The sequence below is a fragment of the Gemmatimonas sp. genome, from assembly GCF_036405635.1.
Taxonomy (GTDB): domain Bacteria; phylum Gemmatimonadota; class Gemmatimonadetes; order Gemmatimonadales; family Gemmatimonadaceae; genus Gemmatimonas.
This window is the reverse complement of sequence record NZ_DASWXE010000201.1, coordinates 1-24,361: the sequence shown is the minus strand read 5'-3', so window position 1 is coordinate 24,361 and position 24,361 is coordinate 1. Positions and strand designations below refer to the sequence as shown.

27 protein-coding genes and 1 pseudogene are annotated in these 24,361 nt (G+C 64.1%); 16 read left to right on the top strand and 12 right to left on the bottom strand.

Translation table 11 applies throughout. The features are described from left to right. Positions 1 to 120 precede the first annotated feature (120 nt). From VGE27_RS15925 to VGE27_RS15890, 8 genes are all read right to left on the bottom strand, one after another. Positions 121 to 1,185, bottom strand: coding sequence for a hypothetical protein (locus tag VGE27_RS15925; RefSeq protein ID WP_331050661.1), 1,065 nt, complete (start codon positions 1,183 to 1,185; stop codon positions 121 to 123). A gap of 155 nt (positions 1,186 to 1,340) precedes the next feature. After that, positions 1,341 to 2,138 (bottom strand): ABC transporter ATP-binding protein, encoded by a 798-nt coding sequence (locus VGE27_RS15920; protein ID WP_331050660.1) that lies wholly within the window; start codon positions 2,136 to 2,138, stop codon positions 1,341 to 1,343. A gap of 4 nt (positions 2,139 to 2,142) precedes the next feature. Next, a complete protein-coding gene (locus tag VGE27_RS15915) occupies positions 2,143 to 3,201 on the bottom strand; it encodes an iron ABC transporter permease (protein ID WP_331050659.1) in 1,059 nt (352 codons plus the stop codon). After that, the gene (locus tag VGE27_RS15910; RefSeq protein WP_331050658.1) at positions 3,198 to 4,226 is read right to left on the bottom strand and encodes an ABC transporter substrate-binding protein; all 1,029 of its coding nucleotides are present in this window, start codon (positions 4,224 to 4,226) and stop codon (positions 3,198 to 3,200) included. The genes VGE27_RS15915 and VGE27_RS15910 overlap by 4 nt, the downstream gene beginning before the upstream one ends. A gap of 220 nt (positions 4,227 to 4,446) precedes the next feature. Next, the gene (locus tag VGE27_RS15905) at positions 4,447 to 5,100 is read right to left on the bottom strand and encodes a DsbA family protein (protein WP_331050657.1); all 654 of its coding nucleotides are present in this window, start codon (positions 5,098 to 5,100) and stop codon (positions 4,447 to 4,449) included. 313 nt (positions 5,101 to 5,413) lie between these two features. Continuing rightward, positions 5,414 to 6,388, bottom strand: a complete 975-nt coding sequence (locus VGE27_RS15900) for a hypothetical protein (protein ID WP_331050656.1) — start codon at positions 6,386 to 6,388, stop codon at positions 5,414 to 5,416. Next, entirely contained in the window at positions 6,385 to 6,849 is a 465-nt protein-coding gene (locus VGE27_RS15895; protein WP_331050655.1) for a hypothetical protein, read from the bottom strand. The genes VGE27_RS15900 and VGE27_RS15895 overlap by 4 nt, the downstream gene beginning before the upstream one ends. 147 nt (positions 6,850 to 6,996) lie before the next feature. Next, complete coding sequence (locus VGE27_RS15890; RefSeq protein ID WP_331050654.1) at positions 6,997 to 7,839, bottom strand: hypothetical protein; 843 nt, start codon at positions 7,837 to 7,839, stop codon at positions 6,997 to 6,999. Positions 7,840 to 8,195: 356 nt separating this feature from the next. Here VGE27_RS15890 and VGE27_RS15885 point away from each other — a divergent pair, with 356 nt between their 5' ends. From VGE27_RS15885 to VGE27_RS15845, 9 genes are read left to right on the top strand one after another with little or no spacing between them, the layout of a single operon-like run. Continuing rightward, positions 8,196 to 8,900: a flagellar hook-basal body protein gene (locus VGE27_RS15885; protein ID WP_331050653.1), complete on the top strand. Its 705-nt coding sequence runs from the start codon at positions 8,196 to 8,198 to the stop codon at positions 8,898 to 8,900. Between the two features lie 9 nt (positions 8,901 to 8,909). Next, the gene (gene flgG / locus VGE27_RS15880) at positions 8,910 to 9,698 is read left to right on the top strand and encodes a flagellar basal-body rod protein FlgG (RefSeq protein ID WP_331050652.1); all 789 of its coding nucleotides are present in this window, start codon (positions 8,910 to 8,912) and stop codon (positions 9,696 to 9,698) included. Positions 9,699 to 9,707: 9 nt separating this feature from the next. Beyond that, positions 9,708 to 10,250, top strand: coding sequence for a flagellar basal body P-ring formation chaperone FlgA (gene flgA, locus VGE27_RS15875; protein ID WP_331050651.1), 543 nt, complete (start codon positions 9,708 to 9,710; stop codon positions 10,248 to 10,250). Between the two features lie 9 nt (positions 10,251 to 10,259). Further along, positions 10,260 to 10,976, top strand: a complete 717-nt coding sequence (locus tag VGE27_RS15870; protein ID WP_331050650.1) for a flagellar basal body L-ring protein FlgH — start codon at positions 10,260 to 10,262, stop codon at positions 10,974 to 10,976. After that, positions 10,973 to 12,028 (top strand): flagellar basal body P-ring protein FlgI, encoded by a 1,056-nt coding sequence (locus VGE27_RS15865; protein WP_331050649.1) that lies wholly within the window; start codon positions 10,973 to 10,975, stop codon positions 12,026 to 12,028. Before VGE27_RS15870 ends, VGE27_RS15865 begins: the two co-directional genes overlap by 4 nt. Next, positions 12,025 to 12,390 carry a rod-binding protein gene (locus VGE27_RS15860; RefSeq protein WP_331050648.1) on the top strand — a complete coding sequence of 122 codons (366 nt, stop codon included), beginning with the start codon at positions 12,025 to 12,027 and terminating at the stop codon, positions 12,388 to 12,390. The genes VGE27_RS15865 and VGE27_RS15860 overlap by 4 nt, the downstream gene beginning before the upstream one ends. Continuing rightward, entirely contained in the window at positions 12,390 to 12,935 is a 546-nt protein-coding gene (gene flgN / locus VGE27_RS15855; protein WP_331050647.1) for a flagellar export chaperone FlgN, read from the top strand. Before VGE27_RS15860 ends, flgN begins: the two co-directional genes overlap by 1 nt. 1 nt (position 12,936) lies before the next feature. After that, positions 12,937 to 14,385, top strand: coding sequence for a flagellar hook-associated protein FlgK (gene flgK / locus VGE27_RS15850; RefSeq protein WP_331050646.1), 1,449 nt, complete (start codon positions 12,937 to 12,939; stop codon positions 14,383 to 14,385). 5 nt (positions 14,386 to 14,390) lie between these two features. Further along, positions 14,391 to 14,681 carry a carbon storage regulator gene (locus tag VGE27_RS15845; protein WP_331050645.1) on the top strand — a complete coding sequence of 97 codons (291 nt, stop codon included), beginning with the start codon at positions 14,391 to 14,393 and terminating at the stop codon, positions 14,679 to 14,681. Positions 14,682 to 14,683: 2 nt separating this feature from the next. Here the strand turns inward: VGE27_RS15845 and VGE27_RS15840 are convergent, their stop codons facing one another. Next, on the bottom strand, positions 14,684 to 15,334 hold the full coding sequence (locus VGE27_RS15840; protein ID WP_331050644.1) for a hypothetical protein: 651 nt from the start codon (positions 15,332 to 15,334) through the stop codon (positions 14,684 to 14,686). Between the two features lie 36 nt (positions 15,335 to 15,370). Here VGE27_RS15840 and motA point away from each other — a divergent pair, with 36 nt between their 5' ends. Then, positions 15,371 to 16,228 carry a flagellar motor stator protein MotA gene (gene motA / locus VGE27_RS15835; protein ID WP_331050643.1) on the top strand — a complete coding sequence of 286 codons (858 nt, stop codon included), beginning with the start codon at positions 15,371 to 15,373 and terminating at the stop codon, positions 16,226 to 16,228. A 3-nt stretch (positions 16,229 to 16,231) separates the two neighbouring features. Then, entirely contained in the window at positions 16,232 to 17,101 is an 870-nt protein-coding gene (locus tag VGE27_RS15830; RefSeq protein WP_331050642.1) for a flagellar motor protein MotB, read from the top strand. 92 nt (positions 17,102 to 17,193) lie between these two features. Here the strand turns inward: VGE27_RS15830 and VGE27_RS15825 are convergent, their stop codons facing one another. Further along, entirely contained in the window at positions 17,194 to 18,468 is a 1,275-nt protein-coding gene (locus VGE27_RS15825; RefSeq protein WP_331050641.1) for an EAL and HDOD domain-containing protein, read from the bottom strand. 127 nt (positions 18,469 to 18,595) lie between these two features. Between VGE27_RS15825 and VGE27_RS15820 the strand changes: the two genes are divergently transcribed. The 4 genes from VGE27_RS15820 to VGE27_RS15805 all read left to right on the top strand — a co-directional run bounded on the left by VGE27_RS15820 (position 18,596) and on the right by VGE27_RS15805 (position 22,748). Beyond that, positions 18,596 to 19,573, top strand: coding sequence for a hypothetical protein (locus tag VGE27_RS15820; protein ID WP_331050640.1), 978 nt, complete (start codon positions 18,596 to 18,598; stop codon positions 19,571 to 19,573). A gap of 10 nt (positions 19,574 to 19,583) precedes the next feature. Then, positions 19,584 to 20,303, top strand: coding sequence for an ABC transporter ATP-binding protein (locus tag VGE27_RS15815; RefSeq protein WP_331050639.1), 720 nt, complete (start codon positions 19,584 to 19,586; stop codon positions 20,301 to 20,303). 3 nt (positions 20,304 to 20,306) lie between these two features. Continuing rightward, entirely contained in the window at positions 20,307 to 22,070 is a 1,764-nt protein-coding gene (locus VGE27_RS15810; protein ID WP_331050638.1) for a putative ABC exporter domain-containing protein, read from the top strand. Between the two features lie 63 nt (positions 22,071 to 22,133). Beyond that, complete coding sequence (locus tag VGE27_RS15805) at positions 22,134 to 22,748, top strand: hypothetical protein (protein ID WP_331050637.1); 615 nt, start codon at positions 22,134 to 22,136, stop codon at positions 22,746 to 22,748. Positions 22,749 to 22,751: 3 nt separating this feature from the next. On the opposite strand, the gene VGE27_RS15800 is transcribed toward VGE27_RS15805, so the two are convergent. Further along, a complete protein-coding gene (locus VGE27_RS15800) occupies positions 22,752 to 23,504 on the bottom strand; it encodes an SDR family oxidoreductase (protein WP_331050636.1) in 753 nt (250 codons plus the stop codon). 65 nt (positions 23,505 to 23,569) lie between these two features. Between VGE27_RS15800 and VGE27_RS15795 the strand changes: the two genes are divergently transcribed. Continuing rightward, positions 23,570 to 23,995: a helix-turn-helix domain-containing protein gene (locus VGE27_RS15795; RefSeq protein ID WP_331050635.1), complete on the top strand. Its 426-nt coding sequence runs from the start codon at positions 23,570 to 23,572 to the stop codon at positions 23,993 to 23,995. Here the strand turns inward: VGE27_RS15795 and VGE27_RS15790 are convergent. Then, positions 23,992 to 24,361 (bottom strand): annotated as a pseudogene (locus VGE27_RS15790) (aminotransferase class I and II); the annotation flags it as partial. The gene VGE27_RS15795 and the pseudogene VGE27_RS15790 sit on opposite strands and share 4 nt — an antisense overlap.

The following is a 24,361-nucleotide window of genomic DNA, read 5'->3' as shown; positions in this document are numbered from 1 at the left end:
CACCGATGGACACTTTCTTGGCGTCGTTCACGTACCGCCCGATCTGCAGATCACAACGGTGAACGGCGACACCATCCTCGGTATCACCACCGATGAGGATGAGGTCGAGACGGTGCGGGTCTATCGGTTGTCAACAACGCGATAGAAGCTGAGCCGAACCGCTCCGTCATCGTCAAAGTGCCGGACGATTGGACCGACCGAGGTGAACCCGGCAATCGAAGGTCTGTACTTCGCATCGATAGGGATCGTAAGGCGTGACAGCCGCCCACTCTCCACATCCAGGACGATCTGGCGTCGAGTGTCGAAATAGACGCCGAGCCAGATGCGGGATGCCGAATCGCGATGGAGCCTCCAGAAAGCGGGGTACGCGTCTGGTTTCCCTATGCGTGTCCAGACCGCGACCATCTGCTGGCGGTTGGCGGGCGTGTTGTTGCTTGGGATGCTCGACTGCACAAGAGAATCCCAGCTTTCCGTAGTCAGTGGACGAAGAGCATTCTTCACGCGCCACATGGCAGTCACGACTCGTCGATCGAGATCATACGATCGTACCTCGAATGTGCGAGGATCGCCGACGATCACAGACTGCGCCGTCAATGCAAACCCCGGATCATAGAACAGCTGACTGAAAACCTCCGACGCCGAGAGCGCTCCGAGATCGTGAACGACAGCACCGTCGCGCCCATAGACCTTTGTGTCGAGCAAACGACGCCTGCTGGAGGAGGGGGTCGGTGCGGAGAGATCAGCCCTCTGAGCCAGCATCGTTCCGTCCGGCGAACATCCATAGAAGGGAACCAGGCCCAGGCGCTCTGTTGTACGTCGATGGTTGCCTGCCCTATCCCATTGCGACCACCGACCATTGAAGTCGATGACAGAGAGTGTCGAATCGGACTGTGCGCAAAGCTGTCGTATCGGAGTGAACTCACCAGGGCCGTGTCCTGCCCGTCCGACGATGTGCAGCAGCTTGCCTGAGCGCTGGAAATACTTCAGGCGTTGATGGTCGCCAACAACGATCTCACCCGAAGCCAGTTCCGCCGCAGTCAGTTCGAAGCCGCGAGCATCGAACTCGAGACTGTCATTCTCATGCAGCCCACCAAGTTGAAGCCATGGCCGGCTTTCCAACCGTAACGGCCCGTCGGCGACGGGCAGGCTATCAAATGAGACAATCTTCACACCACTGCTGTCCATGGACGTCCCTTCCATGACCGCAGCGCGGGGCGTTTCCGCCGAACACCCGAGCGCCAACGTGACAAGAGCGAGCAGAACTCTTGTGAAGGGACGACGAGCAGTGTCGCTGCAACATTGATGCATCAGCATTGGTTCTCCAGATCCATCCGTAGCGGTCAGTAGCGATGCATTCCTCGATACCGAGCGATTGCAAAGTCCACGACGAGCGTACCCTCGGGGTCTCGCTGTGGATTGGCGACGACACGCCGCATCGCGACGCCAAACAAGCTTCCTACCAACCCAGCCTCCAGCATCTGCTCGGCGGGCCCCACGTCCACACGCCCCGGGCCGTGCACCAGCGCCACATCGTGCGCCACCGCATCGGCATGTTGTGGCTGGTGCGTACTGAACACGATCGTCAACCCATCGTCTCGCACCAGCGTTTGCATCCATCGCAACACGATTTCCTGATGCCGCAGATCCAGCGCCGACGTGGGCTCGTCCAGCACCAGGATCTCGGCATCCGCTGCGAGAGCACGCGCCAGCGCCACCAGCTGCCGCTCGCCACCTGAGAGCTCATCGAACGAGCGGTCGGCAAACGTCTTCATCCCGACTCGGCCCAGCGCTGTCATCGCGGCGTCGACGTCCCGCCGCGAGGGTGTGGCGAACAATCCGATCTTCCTGGCACGCCCCATCAACACCACATCCAGCACCGAGTACGCGAAACTGAGATGCAGCAGTTGTGGCACATAGCCTACCAGTCCAGCGCGCTCCACCACGCCCTGATCGGGCGCCAGTGCACCAGCAATCAGCTTGAGCAGCGTGGTCTTGCCGCTACCGTTGGGACCGAGCAATGCCAGAATGCGGCCGCGTGGCGCGCGCAACGAGCACCGTGCGACGACCGGCGTGCCCGCACGATAGGCGAACGAGACATCACGCAGCACCACTGCATCAGCATCCATGGCGTTGCTCACGTCGTCACTCACGCACCCACCCCCTGGCCTGCGATCGCCAGAACACCACCGCAAAGACCGGCGTACCCACCAACGCCGTCAACACACCAATCGGCAACTCCTGTTCGGCCATCGTGCGCGCGATGTCGTCCATGCCCAGCAGATAGAGAGCGCCCAACAAGGTGGACGCGGGCATCAGCGCCTGGTGATTGGGCCCCACGAGACGCCGCGCGATGTGCGGCACCACCAACCCCACCCAGCCTACCGCACCACTCACTGATACCTGCGCCGTCACCAGCATCGCCACCAGACACAACACCAGCCAACGCAACTGTGGTGCACGAAGGCCCAACGCAGTCGCCGTCTCGTCGCCGAGTGAGAGCACGTTCACGTGCCACCGCATGAAGAGCAGCGGAACGCCTGCCACTAGGACGGGCACCCCGATGACCCACAGTGAAGTGCTGGTGACCGTCGCAAAGCTGCCAAGCAACCAGTACACGATGCCCGGCAACTGACGCTCGGCGTCGGCCAGGAACTCAGCGAGCCCCACCAGGGCGGTGAAGAACGCACTAACGATGATGCCCGCCAGCACGACGGACAGAATGCTGGTGTTACCACTCAGGCGACTCAGGGCAAAAACAGCCACCAACGCGAGCATCGCAAAGCCGAACGTCCACGCAAGCGCGCCAACAAAATTCGCCCCCAGCAGAATCGCGACGACGCCGCCCCAGGCTGCACCATTGGAGATGCCAACCACCTGCGGCCCGACCAGTGGATTGCGAAACAATCCTTGCAGCGTGGCCCCGCTCAGCCCGAGCGCTCCACCGGCAATGGCCGCCACCAACACCCGCGGCAGCCGCACGGTGCTCACCACCAGGACATCGGTGTCCGTCCAAGCGGCGACACTGGGTACGAAGCCGGTCATGCCGCTCCACAGGATCTGCAGCGCTGTCAGCGGGGAGACCGGATATCGGCCCAGGCATAGCGACAAGAGCATCAACGCCCCGAGCAGCACACTCAGCGCCAGCAACACGAGTCGCACGCGGCGGCTCTGCTGCTCGTGCACAGTTCCGGTGTCCGTCATGGACGCGACGTCGCCTGGAAGCGTGCATAGCCGGCCGACGCACGATTGACGTTCATCTGCAGTACCTGATCGAGGTCGGCATCGGTGGCATTGAACCGATACAGCGTGCGGTAGGCTGCACGCATTTCGTCGCGCAACGCGATGCCGGGCTGCGCAGGGTGCAGCAAGGTGGTCAGCCAGGCGAGCAACATGGGTGACTCCGGTCCATAGCCACCCCACCGCGTCAGGCCAAACGGCAACTTGTAGACACGCCGAGCGCGCGCGGCCGGTGTGCGGGACCACAACGGGTCACGCATGAGATCCGCCGGCGTCTTGCTCTCGAAGGGGGTGAGCAGGATGACCTCGGGGTTCCACGCGAGTACCTGCTCGATGCTCACCGTACCATCGGCGGTCGCGGCATTGATGCCGCCCGCACGACGGATAATGAGGTTGCCATACGACGCCGGCCCGCTGGGTGTGATCTGCCGCGAGTACTCGGTCAGCATCAGCACGCGCGGCCGCTGGGTCGCGGGAATATTCGCGGTCATCGCGTCGAACCGGTTGTTGCCGCCGCGCATATACCGAATGATCGAGTCGGCGCGTGCGACCTTGCCAGCCGCCGCGCCGCTCATGCGGATCCAGGCATCGATATCCGACTCTGCATTGGTGTTTTTCACGCCCAGCGTGCGCAACCCGACGGCATCGAGCACGTCCACCAGCGCATTGCCGCGATCCGCCCACTGAAAGATCGCATCCGGCTGGAGGGCCAGCAGCGCTTCCACGTTGGGGGTGAACGTGCCCCCGCGGGTGACGGCCGTGGGCACCGCCGAGGCGCCGGGAAATACCCGGGACACGATGCCATCGCGCATCTGCTCCACTGCCACGGCATTGGCGCCCACCACGCGCTTCTCACTGCCATCAACGGTCAGGAAGTGCCAATACAGTGGAATGGCGATCGTGACCACCCGCTCAGCAGGGGTGCGGAACTCATGGGTCTTGCCCCGCTGATCGACGACGGTGCGTGCCTGCCAAGCGGCACCCGCCATCAGTGGCAGTGCACACAAACCAATGAGTATGTGGGCTGATCGTCTCACGTGGGCGGAAGAAAGCCGAAAAAACTCTGCCTGAGAGTCTTTAAGGTAGCATGCCCGGCGCCTCAGTCGCCGCCCCCTCCTGCAGATTTCAGAAAATCACATGACCAACGCCATTTGTCCGTGCCGGGTCGGTATCACATCCGACCGGGCAGTGTAAGCCAGACGGCCTCGTTTAGCGATTGTTTCGACTCGCCACCAATGAGTCGATCTCTGCCTTGGTAGGTACATCGACGAACCGCGTTCCGTTGACGATCACCGTCGGCGTCCCCGCGAGTCCGATCTCGTCGGCCATCCGTATCGCTTGCGCCAAGCGTGAGGACTGTTGGGTGCGCTCCTGAACACAAACCTGCAGAGCATTCTGATCACTCACAGGAAGGCGCTTGGCCAGCTCACTGGCAATCACGTCCAGTGAATCCTGCTTTTCGAACAGCATGTCATGTGCTGTTTCGAACGCCCCTTGCTGGAGAGCGCATTCGGCGAAAGATGAAGCCCATCGCGACTGTTCGTGTTGCTGCAAAGCCAACAGAACGTAGACAAAAGCGACCGAGTCCGCGTACTGCTTTCGCATGGCCGCTTCTACATTACGGAAGCGCTTGCAAGCAGGGCATTGATAGTCTGAAAAAATTGCGACCTGAATCGGGGCTCGAGGCAAACCCACCAGAACCCCTGCATCAATGACTCCTTGCCACTGCTGAGGAGTGAGCAATCTCATTTCCTGCGCGCGAGGCGAGCTTGCCGGCACGGGGCGAACAAGCAATGCGATGAGGCTGAAGGCACAGGTCAACACAACCAGCACCCCGGCAACAATGCGCTCGCTTTTGGACATAGGACACTCCCTTCAGTGTGGGTCGGGCGCCGCGAACGGCGCCCGACAAGATGCAGACTCAGGTGTCGTTGTACTTTCCCTTGCACATCCCCGACCCACCGCCGGAGCATGTGATGTAGACACAATCCTGGTCACCGGGGGAACAGCTGCTGCACCTGCAATCCTCCTTCGGAGCGGCAACATTTCGCGCAGCGGTGACTTGCGCGAACGCGACACTCGCGGACGCCATGCATGCAGCTCCCAGAAGTGCCAATACAGTTCGTTTCATCGTCGTCTTCCTCTGCCAACGGGTGGACCATCCCTGCGATGGCACTTACCAACGCAGTTCGTGCAGCGCATACCCGTCTTCTGTTTCACCGATTCCATACACGGCTCGGGCGGTCGCAGTGATCATCTGGATTCCGACGGGGATCTCCAGTTCATCCAGCACACGACCACTCGTTGCCAGAATGCGGACAATGCGAGAACGAGTCTGCAGTTCACCTTTCTTCATCGCGGGCTGTCCACGAATCACCATTAGCGTATCGCCGCGCATCCCGATGTTGCTGGCAAACTCTATGGAGGCGGGATCTATCCGATACGCACGACTGCTTCCGCCGAGAGACATCTCGATGACCTTTGGCACCGGGCCTGCCCCTTTGGTGTCCGCGACGACCATGCCACCCGCATTGACCAGCACGCGCCGATCGAACCAACGAAACTGCACAATGGCCAGACTATCATTGACGCGCGCCAGGTACCGACTACGAGCTATCGGATTGAGTGTCTGAAGATCTTCTGGGAACGGAATTTTTTTCAGCAAATTTCCATTGGCGTCGAGCAGATGCAGCATTTCCAGAACAGAATTCGGCACCGCGAGGACCGACGTTCCTTTCGCGAGAGGAGCCAGCCGTTCGACTGGACTTTGCACGGAGAACTCTGCGACCGAACCCCACCGGTCATCGAATACCATCACCTTCGAATTGCCGGCATCCGCAATCCAGATGCGACAGCTACCATCGAACTGCATTCCGCCGAAACTGCGGAGCTCTCCCGGCCCTCCTCCGGCCTTGGCATAGCGTCCCGTCGCTTTGCCAGCAGCATCGAGACGACGAATGACCGCTCCGGAAAAGTCAAAGAAGGCCATGGATCGCGAACACCCCACCAAGGCTGCCGGATTGCCAACTTGTTCTTCGAGCGGGGTGCTTCGCACCTGAACCGTTCGTACCGGCACCTGAGCTTCAGCCTGCCGGAACACCCCGACGCACCACAACACCATATAGAAGCAATAGCGGCTTCTCATCTTCATTGTGCCCGGCCTGAGGATGACACATCAATCGATTTTTTCTGAACTTCGTCGCGGCTGACCGTTTTCAGTCGCGACAGGTCTGCTATCGCCTCTGACAGAACATCTTCGCCGTCCTGACCAGAGATCACAGCTATCCGCCGGCCTGCCACGCGAAGAATGACTGACGCCGCCCCCTGTTCGTAGCCACGCAGAACTTCTGCGTCATGCCTGCTCAACACCTCTGTGTCCGCCGGCAATGCAAAAAGTGCTGCGATGCTGCGCGTTTCCTCTCGCGACGAGGGGGCTATTCCCACCAAATAGGCGCGCGCACGAAAGCCCGCCATCTCCCGTAACTCGCGGAATTTGCTTCCCACGGCTGCGGTGATGCGACAAGACACCGGATCCACCAGGACGACCACCTCAAGCGCCTCCGCAGTGCTCGCGTTGCCATCAACGCCTTTGCAGCTCGACAGCAAGAGCATGGAGAGAACGACCCTCGGCAGTGCTGCCATCAACCGTCGCTTCTCAGTTGAGATTGACACACAAGCCATTCCGAAAACCCTTCCAAGTGGCGACAGACTCTTCGATCTCGTGTGACGAGATCAACCTCTGGCACCTTCCACCACTTATCAATTCTCCAATCGGCCGTTGCCGTTCTCAATCGGCCACTGCGCGGGTGAAAAAGTCATTGAAGCATCGGCAGCGACTGGCTGATCGAAGTACTCCTGAATCGCACTCACCACAAAGGCCATCCTTGTACCGCTCTCCATTGGCCGAGAGAACGAGCAACCGTGTCGCCACATCATGGTGCGCAGATTGTCCACCGTCAGAAATCCCAGTTGCCGCGCGACCTCGCGAGGCTTTCCGCCCGACCGATCCAAGAGATAGGTCGCGAGTAGTACCCGGGCCCATACAATGATTCGTTGCGGGTTCGGTATCCCCCAGCGTTCACAGTACTTTCGCATTCCGCGCTCGGACATGCCGCTGGCCATCGCCAATTGAGGCACGGAGCAAGGTTCATGCGCCAGGCGCAATGCGACCCGGAACAGCGTTTCGGCTGCGCCAGAGAGTCGTAGGTTCGCATGACTCCAAACCATCGCGCTCAGCGTTTCGCGGTGAGCGGCGAAGGCGACCTGTTGCAGCCGCTCATGCCAACCGGATCTCCCGATATCCACCAGTAGCGCGCCCAGACGACCAACACTTGCCGCCATCTCCAGAGACTCAAATGCCGCTGGCGCTGCGACCACCATCAAGGGAACCCAGGAATACGCACGCCGAAACGCTTCTAGCTGACCCAGCAATCCAGAGTCGCCCATCGCAGGAAGAGGAGCCAGCATCAGTGCGCCACATGGAGGACTGAGCACCCCGATCAGCTCATCGACATAAGATACATGGAATGGTTGGCTACCCCGGGGGAAAGCGCACTCCACCTTTCTCATCAGCTCATAGGGCATGCGCAACGCAATGATCATGAAATCCCTTCCGTTCGAATTCACTCTACGACAGAAAGCACTGAATAGGTGACAAGTCGTACAATGCGACCACCAAATGCCATAAAAGCGCCTTGTCCCACATTGCACAATACCGGGAGGATGTGCGGCACCAACGAAAAGCACCCCATCCATCTGCGGCAACTCCAGCCGCCACACCCCCAATCCGGCACGAATTGCCGCCCACCTGGCCGCTGAACTCGGCGGCACGATTTGCCGCCCTCAAACACAAGACGTTGCAGTGAAATGACTTAACACAAAACACGACACCCGCCGCGCTGTGGCCCGCCCATTGCTTTCTCACCTGGTGAGTTCGTGCACCCTATCCCGATCACGACATGCCAGGTCCCGTTCAGAACAATGGGTTGTCCAGTGCCGCTTCGGCGCTCCAGATGCTGGAGCGCAAGCAGCAGGTGCTCGCCAACAACCTCGCCAACGCGTCCACCCGCGGCTTCAAGGCGGAGACGACGTTTGCACGCATGATGGGCAACCAGCTGGCCAAGGCCGACACCGCGGTCGACCTCACCCCCGGCACCCTCACCGAAACCCACAACTCCCTCGACCTCGCGCTCGAAGGGGACGGGTTCTTCGTGGTGGACACCCCCGCCGGGGAACGGTTCGTCCGCAACGGCAACTTCCGACTCGACGCCAACCGCCGCCTCACCGATGACCAGGGCAACCCGGTCCTCGGCGAAAACGGCGCCATCTCCCTCCCCCAGGGAACCGTCGAAGTCGACGCCACCGGCCTGATCACCGTGAACGGGAAGCCCCAGCAGCGGCTTCGCGTGGAACGCGTCGCGTCCGGCACCGATCTCGAGCACGAAGGTGGCACCCGCTTCATCCCCGACGCTTCACGCCAGGTCATCCCGCCCACCGAACGCACGGTAAAGCAGGGTTTCCTCGAGGAATCGAACGTGAATCCGATGTCGGCGATGACCGAGATGCTGACCGTGCTGCATCGCTACGGCGCCGCGCAGCAGACCCTGTCCACCATCGATGCGGTACGCGGGATCGCCGTGACCGACCTCGCCAAGCCAGCCTAAGGAGCACATATGGATCCGGCACTTCGCGCCGCCGCTACCGGCATGATGGCGCAGCAGACACGTACTGAAGTCATCGCCCACAACCTCGCCAACGTGAACACGCCCGGCTTCAAGCGGAGTCGTGCGCACTTCGAAGACCTGCTCTATCAGACCGTGCAGGGTCAGCAGGTCCTCGGCGAGAACGACACGCAGATCACCCCCGCCATCCAGGTCGGTCGCGGTACGCGCTTGGCCGGTGTGCAGCGCCTGCATGAGCAGGGGCCCATCGAAGAGACGGGGCGCAATCTCGATATCGCCATCGAAGGCGAAGGCTTCTTCCAGATCCAGTTGCCCTCGGGCGAGACGGCCTACACGCGCGACGGCAGCCTGCAGATCTCCGATCAGGGTGTGCTCGTGACGAGCTCCGGCTACGCGCTGCAGCCGCCCGTGCGCATTCCCGATGACGCGTCGGAATTCACCGTGTCCGCCACGGGCGTGGTGAGTGTGCGTCGTGGCAACGACATCCAGCCGACCGAAATCGGCCGCCTCGAACTGGCGCGCTTCGCCAATCCGTCGGGCCTGCTCTCGCTCGGTCAGAACCTGCTCGCGCCGACGGCGGCGTCCGGTCAGCCGGTGATCGGCTTCCCGAATGACTCCGGCATGGGCCGCCTGCAGCAGAACAGCCTCGAAGGGTCGAACGTCGAGATCGTGCAGGAAATGGTGGAGATGATCGCCGCGATGCGCGCGTACGAAATCAACTCGAAGGCGATCAAGACTGCCGACGAGATGGGTCAGATCGCCAACAACATCGCCCGGTAAGACCGCACCATGCCGCTCTGGGCTTCCCGCATCCTCGTGGTCGTCGCCATGTCGCTGGGCGCCGCGTGTGCACTGCACGCGCAGGTGTCCAACACACCGGCGCCGGTCGCGCAGGTTTCCGCCGCGTCCTCCACGTCGCCGCAGCTGTCATCGCTGCGACGGGACCAGCGTCAGGTCACGCTCGCCGTGGCCGCCCGTGCGATTGCACGCGGCGAGACGCTGCAGGCGGACGACATCACGCTCGTGGACACCACGATCGTGTGGCGCTGGAGCTCGATCGCCCCGGACACCACGCGTCCCGCCGCGGGCTGGGTCACGCGTCGCAACATCGCGGCTGGTGAAGTGCTGCGCGCGCCGGCCGTCATGGCGCCGCCCGTGGTCACCAGCGGCGCCGCCGTGACGGCCATCTGGCAGGATGGTCCGCTTCGCCTCGTCCTCGCGGGCGTGGCCACCAATACCGCCGCCGTGGGCGCACCGGTCAGTGTGCGCATCGGCAGCAATCGTCGACTCGATGGCATCGCCATCGCGCCGAATACTGTTCGCCTTCGCTGAGACTTTGCCATGACCGAACTTCTGCGTTCACGGCTGCTGCAGACCGTCGCCATTCTCGGTGCTGCCGGCGCCATCGTGCTCGGCACCCCGAAGCAGCTCATCGCCCAGGCCCAGCCCACCGGCCAGCCTGCAGGTGCGGGTGCGGGTGCGGCGGCGACGGGCGCTGCACCGACTGGTGCGGCCACGGCGAATGCTGCGCCTGGTGTGCCGCCGGCTCCGACCATCACGCCGCGCGCGTCGTGGACAGCCGATCGCCGCGCCTTCGCGGTGGGTGACATCATCACGGTGCTGGTGGACGACTACACGATCACCACCGCGGTGAAGGAGAACGTCTCGACGGATACGCGTACGCGTGGTCTGTCGGTGAATGCGCGTCTGCCCGAAAGCTCCAAGAGCGTCGGCATCGACTCGCGCAACGCCGCCGACCAGACGCAGCGTGGCCAGGCGCGCCGCGAGAACCGCTTCCAGAACGAACTCAGCGTGCGCGTCGTCTCGGTGGGCCACAACGGCCTGCTGCAGGTGAAGGGCACGAAGATCATCGACGTCGACAAGTCGAAGCAGGACATCGTGTTCACCGGCTGGGTGCGGGCGCAGGACATCTCGGTGTCCAACCTCGTCGAATCGAGCCGCGTGGCGGACCTGCAGATCGGCTACGCCTCTCCCGGCCCGCTTGGCAAGCCCAAGCAGGGCATCCTCACCAAGGTGCTTGGAGCACTCTGGCCGTGATCATTTCTTCCATGCGCATCGTTCGCGCGGTGGCGCTCTCGCTGGCGGTGTTTGCACCGTCCGCCCTGCAGGCCCAGAACGACGTCAAGATTCGCGACCTCACCGCGCAGGAAGGGGCGATGCCGGTTCGCCTGGTGGGTTACGGTCTCGCGGTGGGTCTCGACGGCACGGGTGACCGCGCCATCGGTGGCCAGACGGCCGGACCCACGGTGCAGGGCGTCATCAACACGCTCCGCCGCTTCAACATCGAAGTCCCTGCAGATCTCATCCGCATGCGCAACGTTGCCGCGGTGCTGGTGACGGCCGAAGTCTCACCGTTCCTGCGCGCCGGTGGCCGCTTCGAGATTCACGTCTCGAGCATGGGCGATGCCCGTTCACTGCGCGGCGGTGTGCTGTACATGACGCCGTTGGTGGCCGACGCCAACGGTCCCGCACTCGCTTCGGCGCAGGGCGCCCTGCTGGTGAGCGACGGCGGTGCGGTGCAGCGCTACACGCCGACGCACGAAACGACAGCACGCATTCCGACCGGTGGTGTGCTCGAAGCCGATCTGCCGCGTCCGGCCATGGCCGCCGTGTCGCGGCTGCTGCTCCGTGAACCCGACCTCGCCATGGCTACCAAGATCGCCACCGCCATCAACGGCGCGATGGGCGAGAAGACGGCTCTGGTGGAAGACGAAGGCGCAGTGATCATCACGCTGGCCGATTCGGGCTCCAAGCCGCTCGCCATGGCGAAGATCCGCGAACTGGCCATCGCGCCGGAAGCGCGTCCACGCCTGGTGATCGACGGCCGCGATGGCACCGTGGTCGCCGGCGGCGACATGGTGGTCGGTTCGGCCACCGTCAGCCATGGCGCCATCACGCTGGCCATCGGCAAGCTGGCCGACAATGACACCGCCGCCATCCCCGGCAGCGTGCGTCTCCCGGCCGGTATCCCGGTGCAGCGCGTCGCCACGGCCCTCCATGCCGTACAAACCCCGGTGAACGAAATCGCCGCCATCTTCGCCGCCCTGCGGGAAGTCGGTGCCATTACCGCTGAGGTGATCGTCAGATGATCGACGCCGTTTCATCCCGCGCAAAGGTTGTCACGAGCGCGACCAGTAGCACTCCCCGTTCCGCTGATGCTGACACCAAGCTGCGTGAGTCGGCGAAGCAGCTCGAAGGCCTCTTCGTCCAACAGCTTTTCAAGGTCATGCGGGAGACCGTTCCACAGCAGGAAGGGTTCGTTTCAGGCGGTGCCGGTGAAGACATGTTCACGGCACTGATGGATGAGCACCTTGCTGCCGAAACTCCCAATCAGATGGGGAGTGGTCTTTCCGAGGCGTTGTACCGTCAGCTGCGCGGTTTTCTGCCCGCCAGCCCTGCAGACCAGTCTTCCGATGTGGCGTCCATGAACACCGTTTCACCCACGAACTGATGTCGCCGACGACTCTGCTCGCACCTGACACCGCAACGCGCACCGTGAGCGTTTCGCCCGCGATGCTCGAGGCGCTCTACGACGCGCTGTTCAGCGAACGGCGCCTGCTCGATGATCTCATCGTGCAGATGCGTCGCCAGCGCTCGGCCGTTGGATCCGACGACATCGACAGCGTCGACGAAAGCACCTTTGCCACGCACCGCATCCTGGCCACGCTCGGTCAGGCACGTCAGCGCCGGCGCCAGCTCAACGTGCTGCTCGGTGGTTCCGAGGAGTGCACGCTGCGCGAACTCGAAGAACTGCTCGGCGATCTGGTCGACGAGCGGCTGCGCGATGCCCGTCTTCGCCTCCAACTGGCGGCCGACGTGCTCACGCGGGAAGTGGGTATGAACCGCAAGCTCCTGCGCGAAGCGCTCAGTAACACCAACCAGCATGTTCGCACGCTCACCGGAGGCGCGGCCATGTCGGCCACGTACGCGTCCGAAGGCGTCCTTCCCACGACGCCCGCCGGTTCCCGCGGCGTGCTCGTGAACCGGACGGTGTAAGATGGGAGCAGGCCTGTTCAGCATCGCGCGCAGCGCACTACTGTCGCACCAGACCGCGCTCCAGACGATTTCGCACAATGTGGCGAACGCGGAGACGCCGGGCTATTCGCGGCAGGAGGTCGTGCTGGCGGCCAATACTCCCGTTCGCCTTTCCGCCGGCAACGTCGGTACTGGCGTGCATGTGGCAACGATCCAGCGCAAGCGCGATCTGTTGCTCGACGACAACTATCGCTCGGCCAATGTCCTGGCTGGCAACTCCACCATGCGCCGCGACCTGATGCAGAAGGTCGAGGGCGTATTCGGCGAGCCGAGCGAAACGGGCATGGCCAATGCCCTCGATCAGTTCTGGAATTCCTGGAGCGACCTCTCCGCGCAGCCCAACAGCCTCGCGGCCAAGGCCGTGGTGCAGCAGCGGGGTCGTCAGCTCGGACAGCTGTTCAACGAGTACGACACGCAGCTCACGCAGGAGCGCACGTCGAACCTCGAGCTCCTCGACAGCACCGCCGGCCGCATCAATGCGCTGGCCTCTCAGGTCGCCGAGCTGAACACGCGCATTCTCGCCAGCGAAGGCAACGGCAACACGGCAAACGACCTGCGTGACATGCGCGACCTGCGGCTCGACGAGCTCGCGAAGGTAGCCGGCACGCGTGTGGTGAACCAGCCGAATGGCACGGTGACGGTGGTCATCGGCAATTCGACGCTGGTGGAAGCCGACACCTGGAACAAGGTGTCGGTGCAGCTGGATCCGCCGGTCCCCACGCCAGCGGTACCGCTCACCGATGTGCCGGTGAAGATCCGCCTGGGCAACTCGCCCGACCGCCTCGCGCCGTTGGGTGGTGAACTCGCGGCCATCGTGCAGGTGGTCAACGAGGATATCCCGGCCACGCGCGGTCGTCTGGATGCGATGGCGAGCCAGCTCGTCACGGCGGTGAACAACGCCCACACCAGCGGCTACGTCTTCTCGGGCACCACGGTACCGGGCACTGCGGCCGGCAACTTCTTCCAGCCGGGCACGGTCGGCAATCCCGTGCGCGCGTCGAACCTCCAGCTCGATTCGGTGATTGCGCTGGACGCGGGCAAGATCGCCGCGAGCAATGACGCCAACGCGCCCACCAGCAATGGCGCGGCCCAGGCGCTCGCAGCATTGCGCATCGCTGACGGCACTGTCACATGGAACGCTCCCAACGGCACCACCGAGACAGGGTCGTTCCTTGGTTTCTTCCGTGGCCTCGTCACCCGCCTTGGTGTGGACACGGCCGCGGCCACCGACTCCGCCGCGGTGGCGGAGAATCTCGTCCAGCAAGCCGACCTCCGTCGGCAGTCGGTCAGTGGAGTCAACACCGACGAAGAGCTGGTGAACATGCTACGCGTGCAACAATCGTATCAGGCTGCCGCGAAGATGATCACCGCAGCGGACGAGATGCTCAAGACACTGCTCAACCTCGTCTGACGGCGATGCTTATTCTTGGACGTCGCGAAGGCGACTCAATCATCATCGACGGCGGTATCCGCATCGTCGTGGTTTCCTGCGACCGGGGCGGCGTGCGTATCGGCATTGAAGCGCCGAGCAACGTCAAGATCCTGCGTGGCGAGATCGCGCAGCAGGTCGCCCAGGAAAACCAGCGTGCAGCGGCGCCCGCCGATGCCTCATGGCTCGCAGCCCTTGGCGCCCCCGTGGCACCGGCACCCGCATCCTCTCCGACCGACGCGGCGGTACAGGTGCCGGCCACTACCGAGAACGCCTGATGTCAGGCGCGTCGACGCGATGCCTGGAGGGTGGTCACGCCGATGCCGCACCCCGGTGCACTGTCGGCGCGGCCATGACTCGCGGACAGCAGCCAGTCGATGGCTGCCCGGTCGATGGCATCCAGGGCGTCGTCGCCGGCAGCGGCATCGGTAGCCACAGCACGGAGCTGCACCTCGTCACCAGCGGTAGCCAGAGTCAGCGTGATGGTGCGTGCACTGCCGAGCCCGCGAGCGGCGGCCACAAGACACACCGCCGTGGCATGGGTCAGCGCCGTGGCGTCGGCCAGCACCGGCATGACGTCGTTCAGAGCCTCCACCTGGACGGTCACGTCGCGCAGGGCGGGATGATGCTCCACCAGGCGACGCGCCGCATCGGCCGCATCGCTCACCAGCATCGGCTCGACACTCGATTCTTCACGCCGCGGCAGCATGCGCAGCGTCTGCAGCAACCCCTCGAGCTGCTCGGCGTCGCCCTGCAGCCCGCGCACGAAACGTGGGTCCGGGGCGCTGTCGCCCTCCAGCATGCCGGCCAGCGCGGACACCGTCGCCAGACGGTTGCTCACCGCATGTGCCAGCCCGCGCAGCAAATCGTCATGTACCGTGAGCCAGCGCGCGACGCCGACCCCCGGGTCCTGGTGTCCACGCGCGGTCATCGCTGACTTCTCCACTCGCACCCGGGAATCTCTCGCGTGTTTGTCATTATTGGCCTGGTCGTTGTCTTCGGTTCCGTCATCGGTGGCTATGTCATGCACCATGGCCAACTCGCGGTGCTGGTTCAGATCAACGAATTCATCATCATCGGCGGCGCCGGTCTTGGTACACTGATCATCGCCAACCCACCGGCGGTACTCAAGGCGTGCATTGGCCAGACGCTTGGCCTGCTGAAGCCGAACCCGTACGGCGCGTCGGCATATGCAGAGCTGCTGCAGGTACTCTACGAAGTCTTCCAGAAGGCCCGCAAGGACGGTCTGGTCGGCCTCGAAGCGCACATCGAATCGCCGGAAACCAGCGACATCTTCCAGAAGTACCCGTCGTTCACCAACAACCACCACGCGGTGTCCCTGCTCTGTGACACGCTCAAGGTGCTGCTGACGGGCACGGTGGAAGATCACAACCTCGCCGACATCCTCGACGTCGACCTCGAAAAGCACCATCACGAGGGCATGCTCGTTCCGCACGCCATCACCGCCGTCGGCGACGCCATGCCGGGCTTCGGCATCGTGGCCGCCGTACTCGGCGTTATCATCACGATGGGCTCGATCGGTGGCGCCGCCTCCGAAATCGGTGAAAAGGTGGCCGCCGCGCTCGTCGGAACGTTCGTCGGCATTCTGCTCGCGTACGGCGTGTTCGGTCCGGTCGCCAAGGCCATGGAAAACCGCCTGCACGCCGAGCATGACTACATGCTCTGCATCCGCACCGCGCTGCTGTCGTTCGCCCGTGGTGATGCCCCGATGACGGCCGTGGAATTCTCGCGCCGCAACATCGAACCGCACGAACGCCCGAGCTTCACCGAGCTGGAAGAGCTCACGCGCAAGAAGGCGGCGTAAGTCATGGCCGCTCGTGGTGGCAAGAAGATCGTCATCGTCAAGAAGAAGGTCATGGGTGGTGGTGGACACCACGGTGGTTCATGGAAGGTGGCCTACGCCGACTTCGTGACCGCCATGATGGCCTTTTTCATGGTGATGTGGATCCTCGGCATGGACGACAAGACCAAGCAGGCCATCGAGGGCTACTTCGCCAATCCGGTGGGCTACAAGAAGGGCTATGGTGCCGGCTCGAGCCCGCTGGGCACAGGCTCCGCGGTCAACGCGCTGCAACGCTCGCCGATGCGCATGATCGTGCGCTCCACGGAGCAGCGCACATTCGAGCAGATGCGCCAGGCCATTCTCGACAAGCTCGCCACCAGCGATTCGCTCAAGCGCCTCAACGCGCAGGTGGATGTGCAGGTGACGCAGGAAGGTCTGCGTATCGAGCTGGTGGAGTCGGATCGCGGCGACGTGTATTTCCCGATTGGTTCGTCGCGCATGAACACCGCCACGGTGCTCACGCTCCAGCTCATCGGTCAGGAACTCGCACCCATCGCGCAGTCGCTGATCATCGAGGGCCACACCGACTCGGCGCCATTCGGTCGCGACGCGTCGTACACCAACTGGGAACTCTCCGCCGATCGCGCCAATGCGGCACGTCGCGTACTGCAGGCGGCCGGTATCGAGCCCAAGCGCATCAGCGAAGTGCGTGGCTATGCCGACACGAAGCCCCGGGTCCTCAACGACCCGAAGGCGCCGGCCAATCGGCGTATCTCGGTGCTGATTCCGTTCACCGTCGTGCCCGAAAGCGCCGCCAACGCGGCCGAACTGGCGAGTGGAAAGCGGGACTCGATCGTGAACAGCATCACGGAACCGCTCAAGAAGACGTACTGATCTTCACGTGCTGCAATGCAGAATCGCCGTCGCGCTCGAAAGCACGACGGCGATTTTTGCTTGGCCGATCTCCGATCGGAACCGTTCCGCGGTTACTGCGGCGCCGCGCTCGCCAGTCGGTCGCCCGACCAGATCACGGACTCGGTGTACAACTCCGTGAACACCGCGCGCATGCCCGGCACTTCCTGCTCCACCAGGTCCCAGTCGGCCCGCTCGTACGCATCGGCCAGTCGCAACACATCGGCATGCGGCCCCGTCGACAACAGCAGCGCATCGCGCACGTCCTGGCTCACCGGCAACCGCTCCAGCACCTGCTCCATCGGCAGGCCAAGCAGCACGTCCATGCGCGAGAGCAGCCCCACCAGAAAACGTGCCGACGGATCGGCGTGCCCCGCATGCGCGCTCACCTCTTCGCAGAAACGGCCGCGCACCAGCGCCGTCATCACCGCTTCGTGCGCCACCGCGCTGCGCGATCCCACCGAGGCGACCAGCATGATGATCATCCAACGCGACAACGCTTCGCGCCCCACCAGGCGAATTGCGTGCGAAATGGAATCCACACTCCGGCCGCCAAACGACGCGGAGTTCACGATGCGGAGCAGGGTGAACGACAACGACGGGTGCACACGGAACGCGTTCTCCAAGTCCCGTTCGGTGACACGCGGTTCGTTGAGCATCGAGACGATCTGGAATACCGCCGCCTGATGCACATTGGCTGCCCGACCGTCCAGCGTTTCGGGCCTGCTGAACACATAGCCCTGAAACAGGTCGAAACCCATCGCCTTGCATTCGGCCAGTTCCTCCGCCGTCTCCACCCGCTCGGCCAGCACCGTGAGCCCAAACCCCTTGAGGCGGGCCACAAGGGGAGCAAGCGCCTGAAGTGTTCCCGTTCGTGTATGCGGCAACACGTCCACCTTCACGATCGACGCCAGCGGCAGCAGCGGATCGAGCGATGCCCGGCCGTCGTAGTCGTCGAGCGCCAGAACATACCCCTCGGCGATGGCACGCTCGCAGGCGTCCACGACCGCCGGGGTGCCATCGATACTTTCCAGCAGTTCGAGAACGACCGCCTGGCTATCGAAGATCTTGTACAGATCGCCCAGCAGGTGATCTTCGGTGATGTTTACAAAGGCCTTGGTTCCGGCCGTCAGGCGCTCGAGCCCGATCGACAGCAGGGCATGCAGCGCCGTATCACCACACATGAACGTGGCCGACAACTCCGTCGCCGCGGCTGTCGCCTCGCGGGAGGCGCGATACAGCAGCTCGTACGCCACGCGATGGGGCGTACGATCGAAGATGGGTTGGCGGGCGATGAAGACGTGCTGCGCCGTGGGCGGCGGAGTCACTTCGACGTCGTGGACGGGCATGCGGGCGGACATTCTGACGGGATCAGGACGGGGAACGCAGTGCTGCTCCCGGCGTACTCATCGGAAGGCCCTCGGCTCGAAGTCCGATGGTGGCAGCGTCGTTCGACTTCAGATTATCGTCCATCATATGTGGCAACTTGATCAGGGTTTTGCCTACAGAGGCCTGGCCGTGCGCCGCATGACGGGACGCACGATGGCCGTTGCGACCGTGTGCCTGTCCGTCACGCTGAGCGCGTGCGGCGGGGATAAGAAAACGGCCGCCACGGTCGATTCTGCCCTGGCACGAGACCTGACGCTCGCCGCATCGGCTTCGTCGGCCGTTTCCATCGGCGACACCGCCATCGCGCCCAACGCGCCTGCGGCCCCGCGTCCGACGAGCCCCACGCCTCCGACCACCGTCGCGAGCGCGGAACGTCCTCGTCCCACGCCTCGCCGGACCGATCGACCTGCGCCCGTTCCTTCGACGACGCCGGCGCCACCGGTTACGCAACCGAGCCCGACGCAGAGCACGTCACCATCGCCTGCCCCCGCCCCCACGACGTCCGCATCGGTGCCAGCGGCGGAACCCTCGGCCCCGGCCGAAGCACCGGGTCGCCGACGCGGTCTGGGGGCCGGCCTCGTGCTGGCCGGCGCGACCAACGCCGAGATCTGCACGCTGGCCAATCGCCCCGGTGACCGGTTCGTGGTGTCGCTGGCGCAATCGGTGTCGGGCCCTGATGGCGCCTCGCTCCCCTCCGGCACACCGGTACTGGTGGAGCTGGGACAGCCGGGCCCCAATGGAGAATTCGTGTTCCGTCTCAAGGGCGTACAGCTCAACGGGGAGTTCATCGCCGCCGAGGGGGGCGTGCAGGTGGCTGACGCGACCGTGACTGAGCGCAGTGTCTCCAAGGGCGGTGACAAGGGCAAAGTGATCACCGGCGCTATTGCGGGTGCGATCATTGGACGTGTGCTTGGTGGCAGCACCAAGGGCGCGGTGATCGGCGCGGCCGGTGGTGCGGCGGCCGGCACCGTCGCCGCCGCGCGCAACACCACCAAGGAACGCTGCCTCCCCGCGGGTACCACGTTGTCCGCTACGTTGTCGTCGACCCTGCTGCTCCCCAACTGATGTCCCCTACGTGATCGACGTCGTCGGCTACTCGAAGCTTTACGGCGACACCGTCGCGGTGCAGTCCCTCTCGTTTCATGTCGCACCGGGCGATGTGCTCGGTCTGGTTGGACCCAACGGCGCCGGCAAGACCACCACGCTGCGCGCATTGGCGGGCATTCTGCAGCCGTCGGCGGGCGCCATTCGCATCGCTGGCATCGACCTGCAGGCCGAACCGGTGGCGGCCAAGGCCCAGTTGGCCTTCATCCCCGATGAGCCGCAGCTTTTCGACTACCTGACCGTCACCGAGCATCTGCAGTTCGTGGCGCGCCTGTACGGGGTGCAGGACGCGGCGCCGCGCATTCCGGTGCTGCTCGAAGAACTGGAGCTCACCGCCAAGCGCGATGCCCTGCCCAGCGAACTGTCTCGGGGCATGAAGCAAAAGCTCGCCATCGCCTGCGGCCTGTTGCACGAACCCAAGGCCCTGCTGCTCGACGAACCGCTCACCGGCCTCGATCCAGTGGGCATCCGTCGCATGAAGGAGACCATCAGCGCACGGGCCCGTGATGGCTCGGCAGTGATTCTCAGCTCCCACCTGCTGCACCTGGTGGAAGAACTGTGCACACGGCTGCTCGTCATTCGGCAAGGTCAGGCCGTCGCCTTCGGCACCATCGACGAGATCGTGACCGCACGACCGGAACTCGCAGGGCAATCGCTCGAAGCCATCTTCATTGCCCTCACCGGGGGCTGAGTGATGACCGAGCAAACGGCGGGCGCGCACCCCGCCCTGCGGGCCGCCGCGGCGCTGCAGTTCCTGTACGCGCGTACGTTCATCAATCGGCTGCGCCGCCAGATCGCGCGTGTACGCAGCCCACGCTATCTGGCGGCCGTGTGCATTGGCGCCTTCTACCTGTGGTGGGCGCTGTTCCGAAACACCGGTGCCAACGAGCTGTCGGTGAACCGGCTGCTCACCAGTGATATCACCGTCGTGCTGGGCAGCGCCTTCCTGCTGTTCTCCAGCGCGCGTTGGTGGCTGTTCGGCAGCGATCGTGGGGCGCTCGCGTTCACCGCCGCAGAAGTGCAGTTCCTCTTTCCCGCGCCCATCACGCGACGCGGACTGGTGCACGCCAAACTGGTGCGCATGCAGCTCGCCATCCTGCTCAACACGGTCATCTTCACGATCATCCTGCGCGGGAATGCCGGCTCGCTGGCCGCATGGCAACGCGGGCTCGCGCTGTGGATGCTGTTCACCACACTCGCCTTTCATCGCCTCGCGGCCGGCATCGTGCGCGCCAGTGCCATCGAACACGGCGGCGCGGGGCGGCGGCGAGGGATCATTCCCGTCGTCGTGTTTTCGCTGCTGCTCGGCGCAGTGCTCTACGGCATCGTCAACAGTTGGCCGATGCTGCACGCTGCCAGCGTGAATGGCATGCGGGCCACCTTCGAGGTGTTCGTCAGCGCACTCAACGCGCCCGTGCCATCGGTGGCGCTGTGGCCGGTACGCACCCTCATCGCGCCGATCAGTCGTGTCAGCAGCACCGAGTGGCCGGTGGCCGTTTTGTGGTCCACCGGTATCCTGCTGCTGCACTACGTGTGGCTACTGCGCCTCGACGGGGCGTTCGAAGAGGCCGCCCTCGAGGCCACACAACACCGCGCCGAACGTCTGCAGCGATTCCGCTCCTCGCAGATGGGCCAGGCCCGTTCGCGCGCGGGTAAGCTGGCGCGCATTCCAAAGCTGGCACTGACCGGTGCGCCCGAAGTCGCGATCGCGTGGAAAAACATCGCCGCGGCCCTGCGCGGTGGAGCATGGCGCACACAGCTCATCATGTTCACCATCGGCCTGGCCGCACTGGCCGTGGCCACGCGCACGGCGTCAGAGCGCATCGGCGACGCCTTCGTGGGCATCACCATTGGCTGGGGCGCCATGCTGCTCTTCATCGGGCCGCTCTGGATGCGTTTCGACCTGCGGCTCGACCTGCCGCGGCTGGCGATGTTCAAGACCATGCCGCTGCCGGGATGGCGCATCGTGATGGCGGAAATCGCGGCCGTCACGCTGTTGCATTCCATCACCGTGTGGTCGTTGATGGTCGTGCCACTGGTGATGTTCCTGCAGAATCCCGGCATGTTGCTCGAAAGCGGCGCCACGGTCCCACTGCTCGTGTCCGTTGTGGTGGCCGTGCCATTCTTCAACGCGCTGATGTTCACCATCCAGAACGGCACCGCGTTGCTCTTTCCTGCCTGGGTTCGCCTTGGTACCGAATCGCGTGGCTTCGAGACCATGGGACAGAATCTGCTCACCACCGGACTCACCACCATCATGGCCGCCGTGGCGTTGGTCTTTCCGGTGGGTCTCGGGGTATTGGTGGTGTGGCTCGCCGATGACTGGAATGGCTGGACAGTGCTTGGCGCGACGGTGCTCGGTAGTCTGGTGATCGCCGCCGAGTTGTTCCCCGTGCTGCACTGGCTCGGCGCGGTCTTCGAGCGAACCGATGTGAACGAAGTCACCGGGTCGACGTAAGGCCCTTTCCGCATTGCGCGCGGTTGCCTAACCTGCCGAAGCACCCTTTCGTTCAGATATCCGATGTCCGCCGAAGAATTCGAAATCCCAGACGACGACGCCACGCCCGAAGGCGATGAGCACCGTCCCGCGGTGTTCGTGACCACACGGGAACCGGTGACGGTCACCATCGACCGCCTCGATGATCCGCGCGCGCCTGATTCTTCGGCGCTCGCGGCCTACATCGACGGACGCCTCGTTGCGCGGTCGGCCATGCCCGTGGAAGCCATCCAGCGCTTGATCGACCTGCGCCTCTTCGACGAAGCGGTGCCGCTCGGTCTGTTCGCGTACGAAGAAGCGCCGGGGCTGCAGTGTCGCCTGTTTGCACTCGTTCCGCGCACACTCCTCGAGGCGGGCGCACACGCCGCCGAGCCATGGAAGGCCAGCGTGCCCAGCTACGAGTCCACGCTCAACAGCGACGACAGGGACGATGAGGATGACGACGAGGACGATGACGACGAAGAGTCACCGTTCGAGACGATTCTGCTCGGCCATATCGTGCGTTTCGACAAGGACCGCAAGCACCCCGACGATCTGGCAGAAGAGGCCGTCGACATCCTGCAGCGCATCATTCATGGCGCGCAGTCGCTCGAAGACGCCGACAAGAAGGCCATCGACGACCTGCTCGGCTCGCTCTGAGCGTCAGGCGTAGCCGCCGTTGACGCGCAGTACCTGCGCGTTGACCCAACCACCGTCGGGACCGGCCAGGAACGACACGGCACGCGCGATTTCCTCGGGCGTGCCAAGTCGCTCGAGCGGAGCAAGCTTCGTGAGGTGCGCCACCTGCGCCTCGGTCTTGCCATGGAAGAACAGCTCCGTGCCAACCGGTCCCGGTGCGATGGCGTTCACTGTGATCTCCCGCCCGCGCAGTTCATTGGCGAGCACACGCACCAGCCCTTCCACACCAGCCTTCGACGCGATGTAAGGGCCGTAGGCGGGCAGTGACAGCGCGATCACGCTAGTCGACAGCGCAATGATGCGTCCACCGGCCGCGACATGCTGCGCCGCTTCCGCCAGCACGAGAAAGGCGCCGCGCAGGTTGGTGGCGATGATACGGTCAAAGGCCTCGATGCTGTCACTGGCCACACGCGCCATGGCCATGACGCCAGCGCTGTTCACCACCACATCGAGCCGACCAAAGACCTGCAGCGTCTCCGCAAACAGCCGCGATACGCTGGCCGCCTCGGCAATGTCGGCCTGTAGCGCTACGGCACGCCCACCGGCGGCTTCGATGGCCGCGACGGTCTCCGCGGCACTGGCCGCATTGCCGGTGTAGTTGACCACCACGGCAAAACCGTCGGCGGCCAGCTGCAGGGCGATTGCGCGGCCAATCCCGCGGGAGCCGCCGGTCACGAGGGCGACGCGGGACGGGGTGGATTCAGGTGATGTTGTCATGCTTTCAGTCTGCCAATCACAGTATCCTTTGGCAACAAGGCACCTAAAAGTGCTATACTATCCAAATGGATACTATATTTGATCCGAACAGTGCACGGGATCGATTGGCCCGGGAGCTGCTCGAGCGCATTGCCGACAAGTGGACACTGCTGCTCATCGAAGCGCTGGAAGATGGTGCACCCAAACGTTTTACGCGCATCCAGCAGCAGGTCGGCGGGGTCAGTCAGAAGATGCTCACCAAGACCCTGCGGCAACTCGAGCGCGATGGGCTGGTCACCCGCCATGTTCATCCGGTGGTGCCGCCGCATGTCGACTACCAGCTCACCGCCAGCGGCGCCTCGCTGGGAGAGGCGGCCTGCGCGATCTGGAACTGGGTGGACGCACACGCCGAATCGGTGGCGCGGGCTCGCGCTTCCTCAGGGGGCACGTCGGCAGGCGCAGACAGCGCCGTGGATGCCGTTGCCGATGCAGCCGCGGACGGGCAGCCCTAGGTCGCCAGCGAGGCCGTGGGCGAGGCCGTGGCCGCGAACAGCATCGGCATCGCCGCCAGCCGCTTCCAGAGATACGCCGCCACACCTTCGCGCCGCCGATGCGCATCGCCGCCAATCCACCCATCGGGCACGGGCTGCGCGGCGGCACGCAGCACCTCGCGGGTGAGCAGCGGCGCGCACTGCGCATGCACATCGGCGAGCACTGGGGCGGCCCAGCCGAAGACATGACCGGCCACATCATACGGCCGCGCGGGATGCGATTCGGTGACTGCCGACCAATCGTGCTGGAACGGCAGACACGCGCCATGGTCGATGAGCCAGATCGTGCCACGACGCATCATCAGGTTTGCGTTGCGCGGCGTGCGA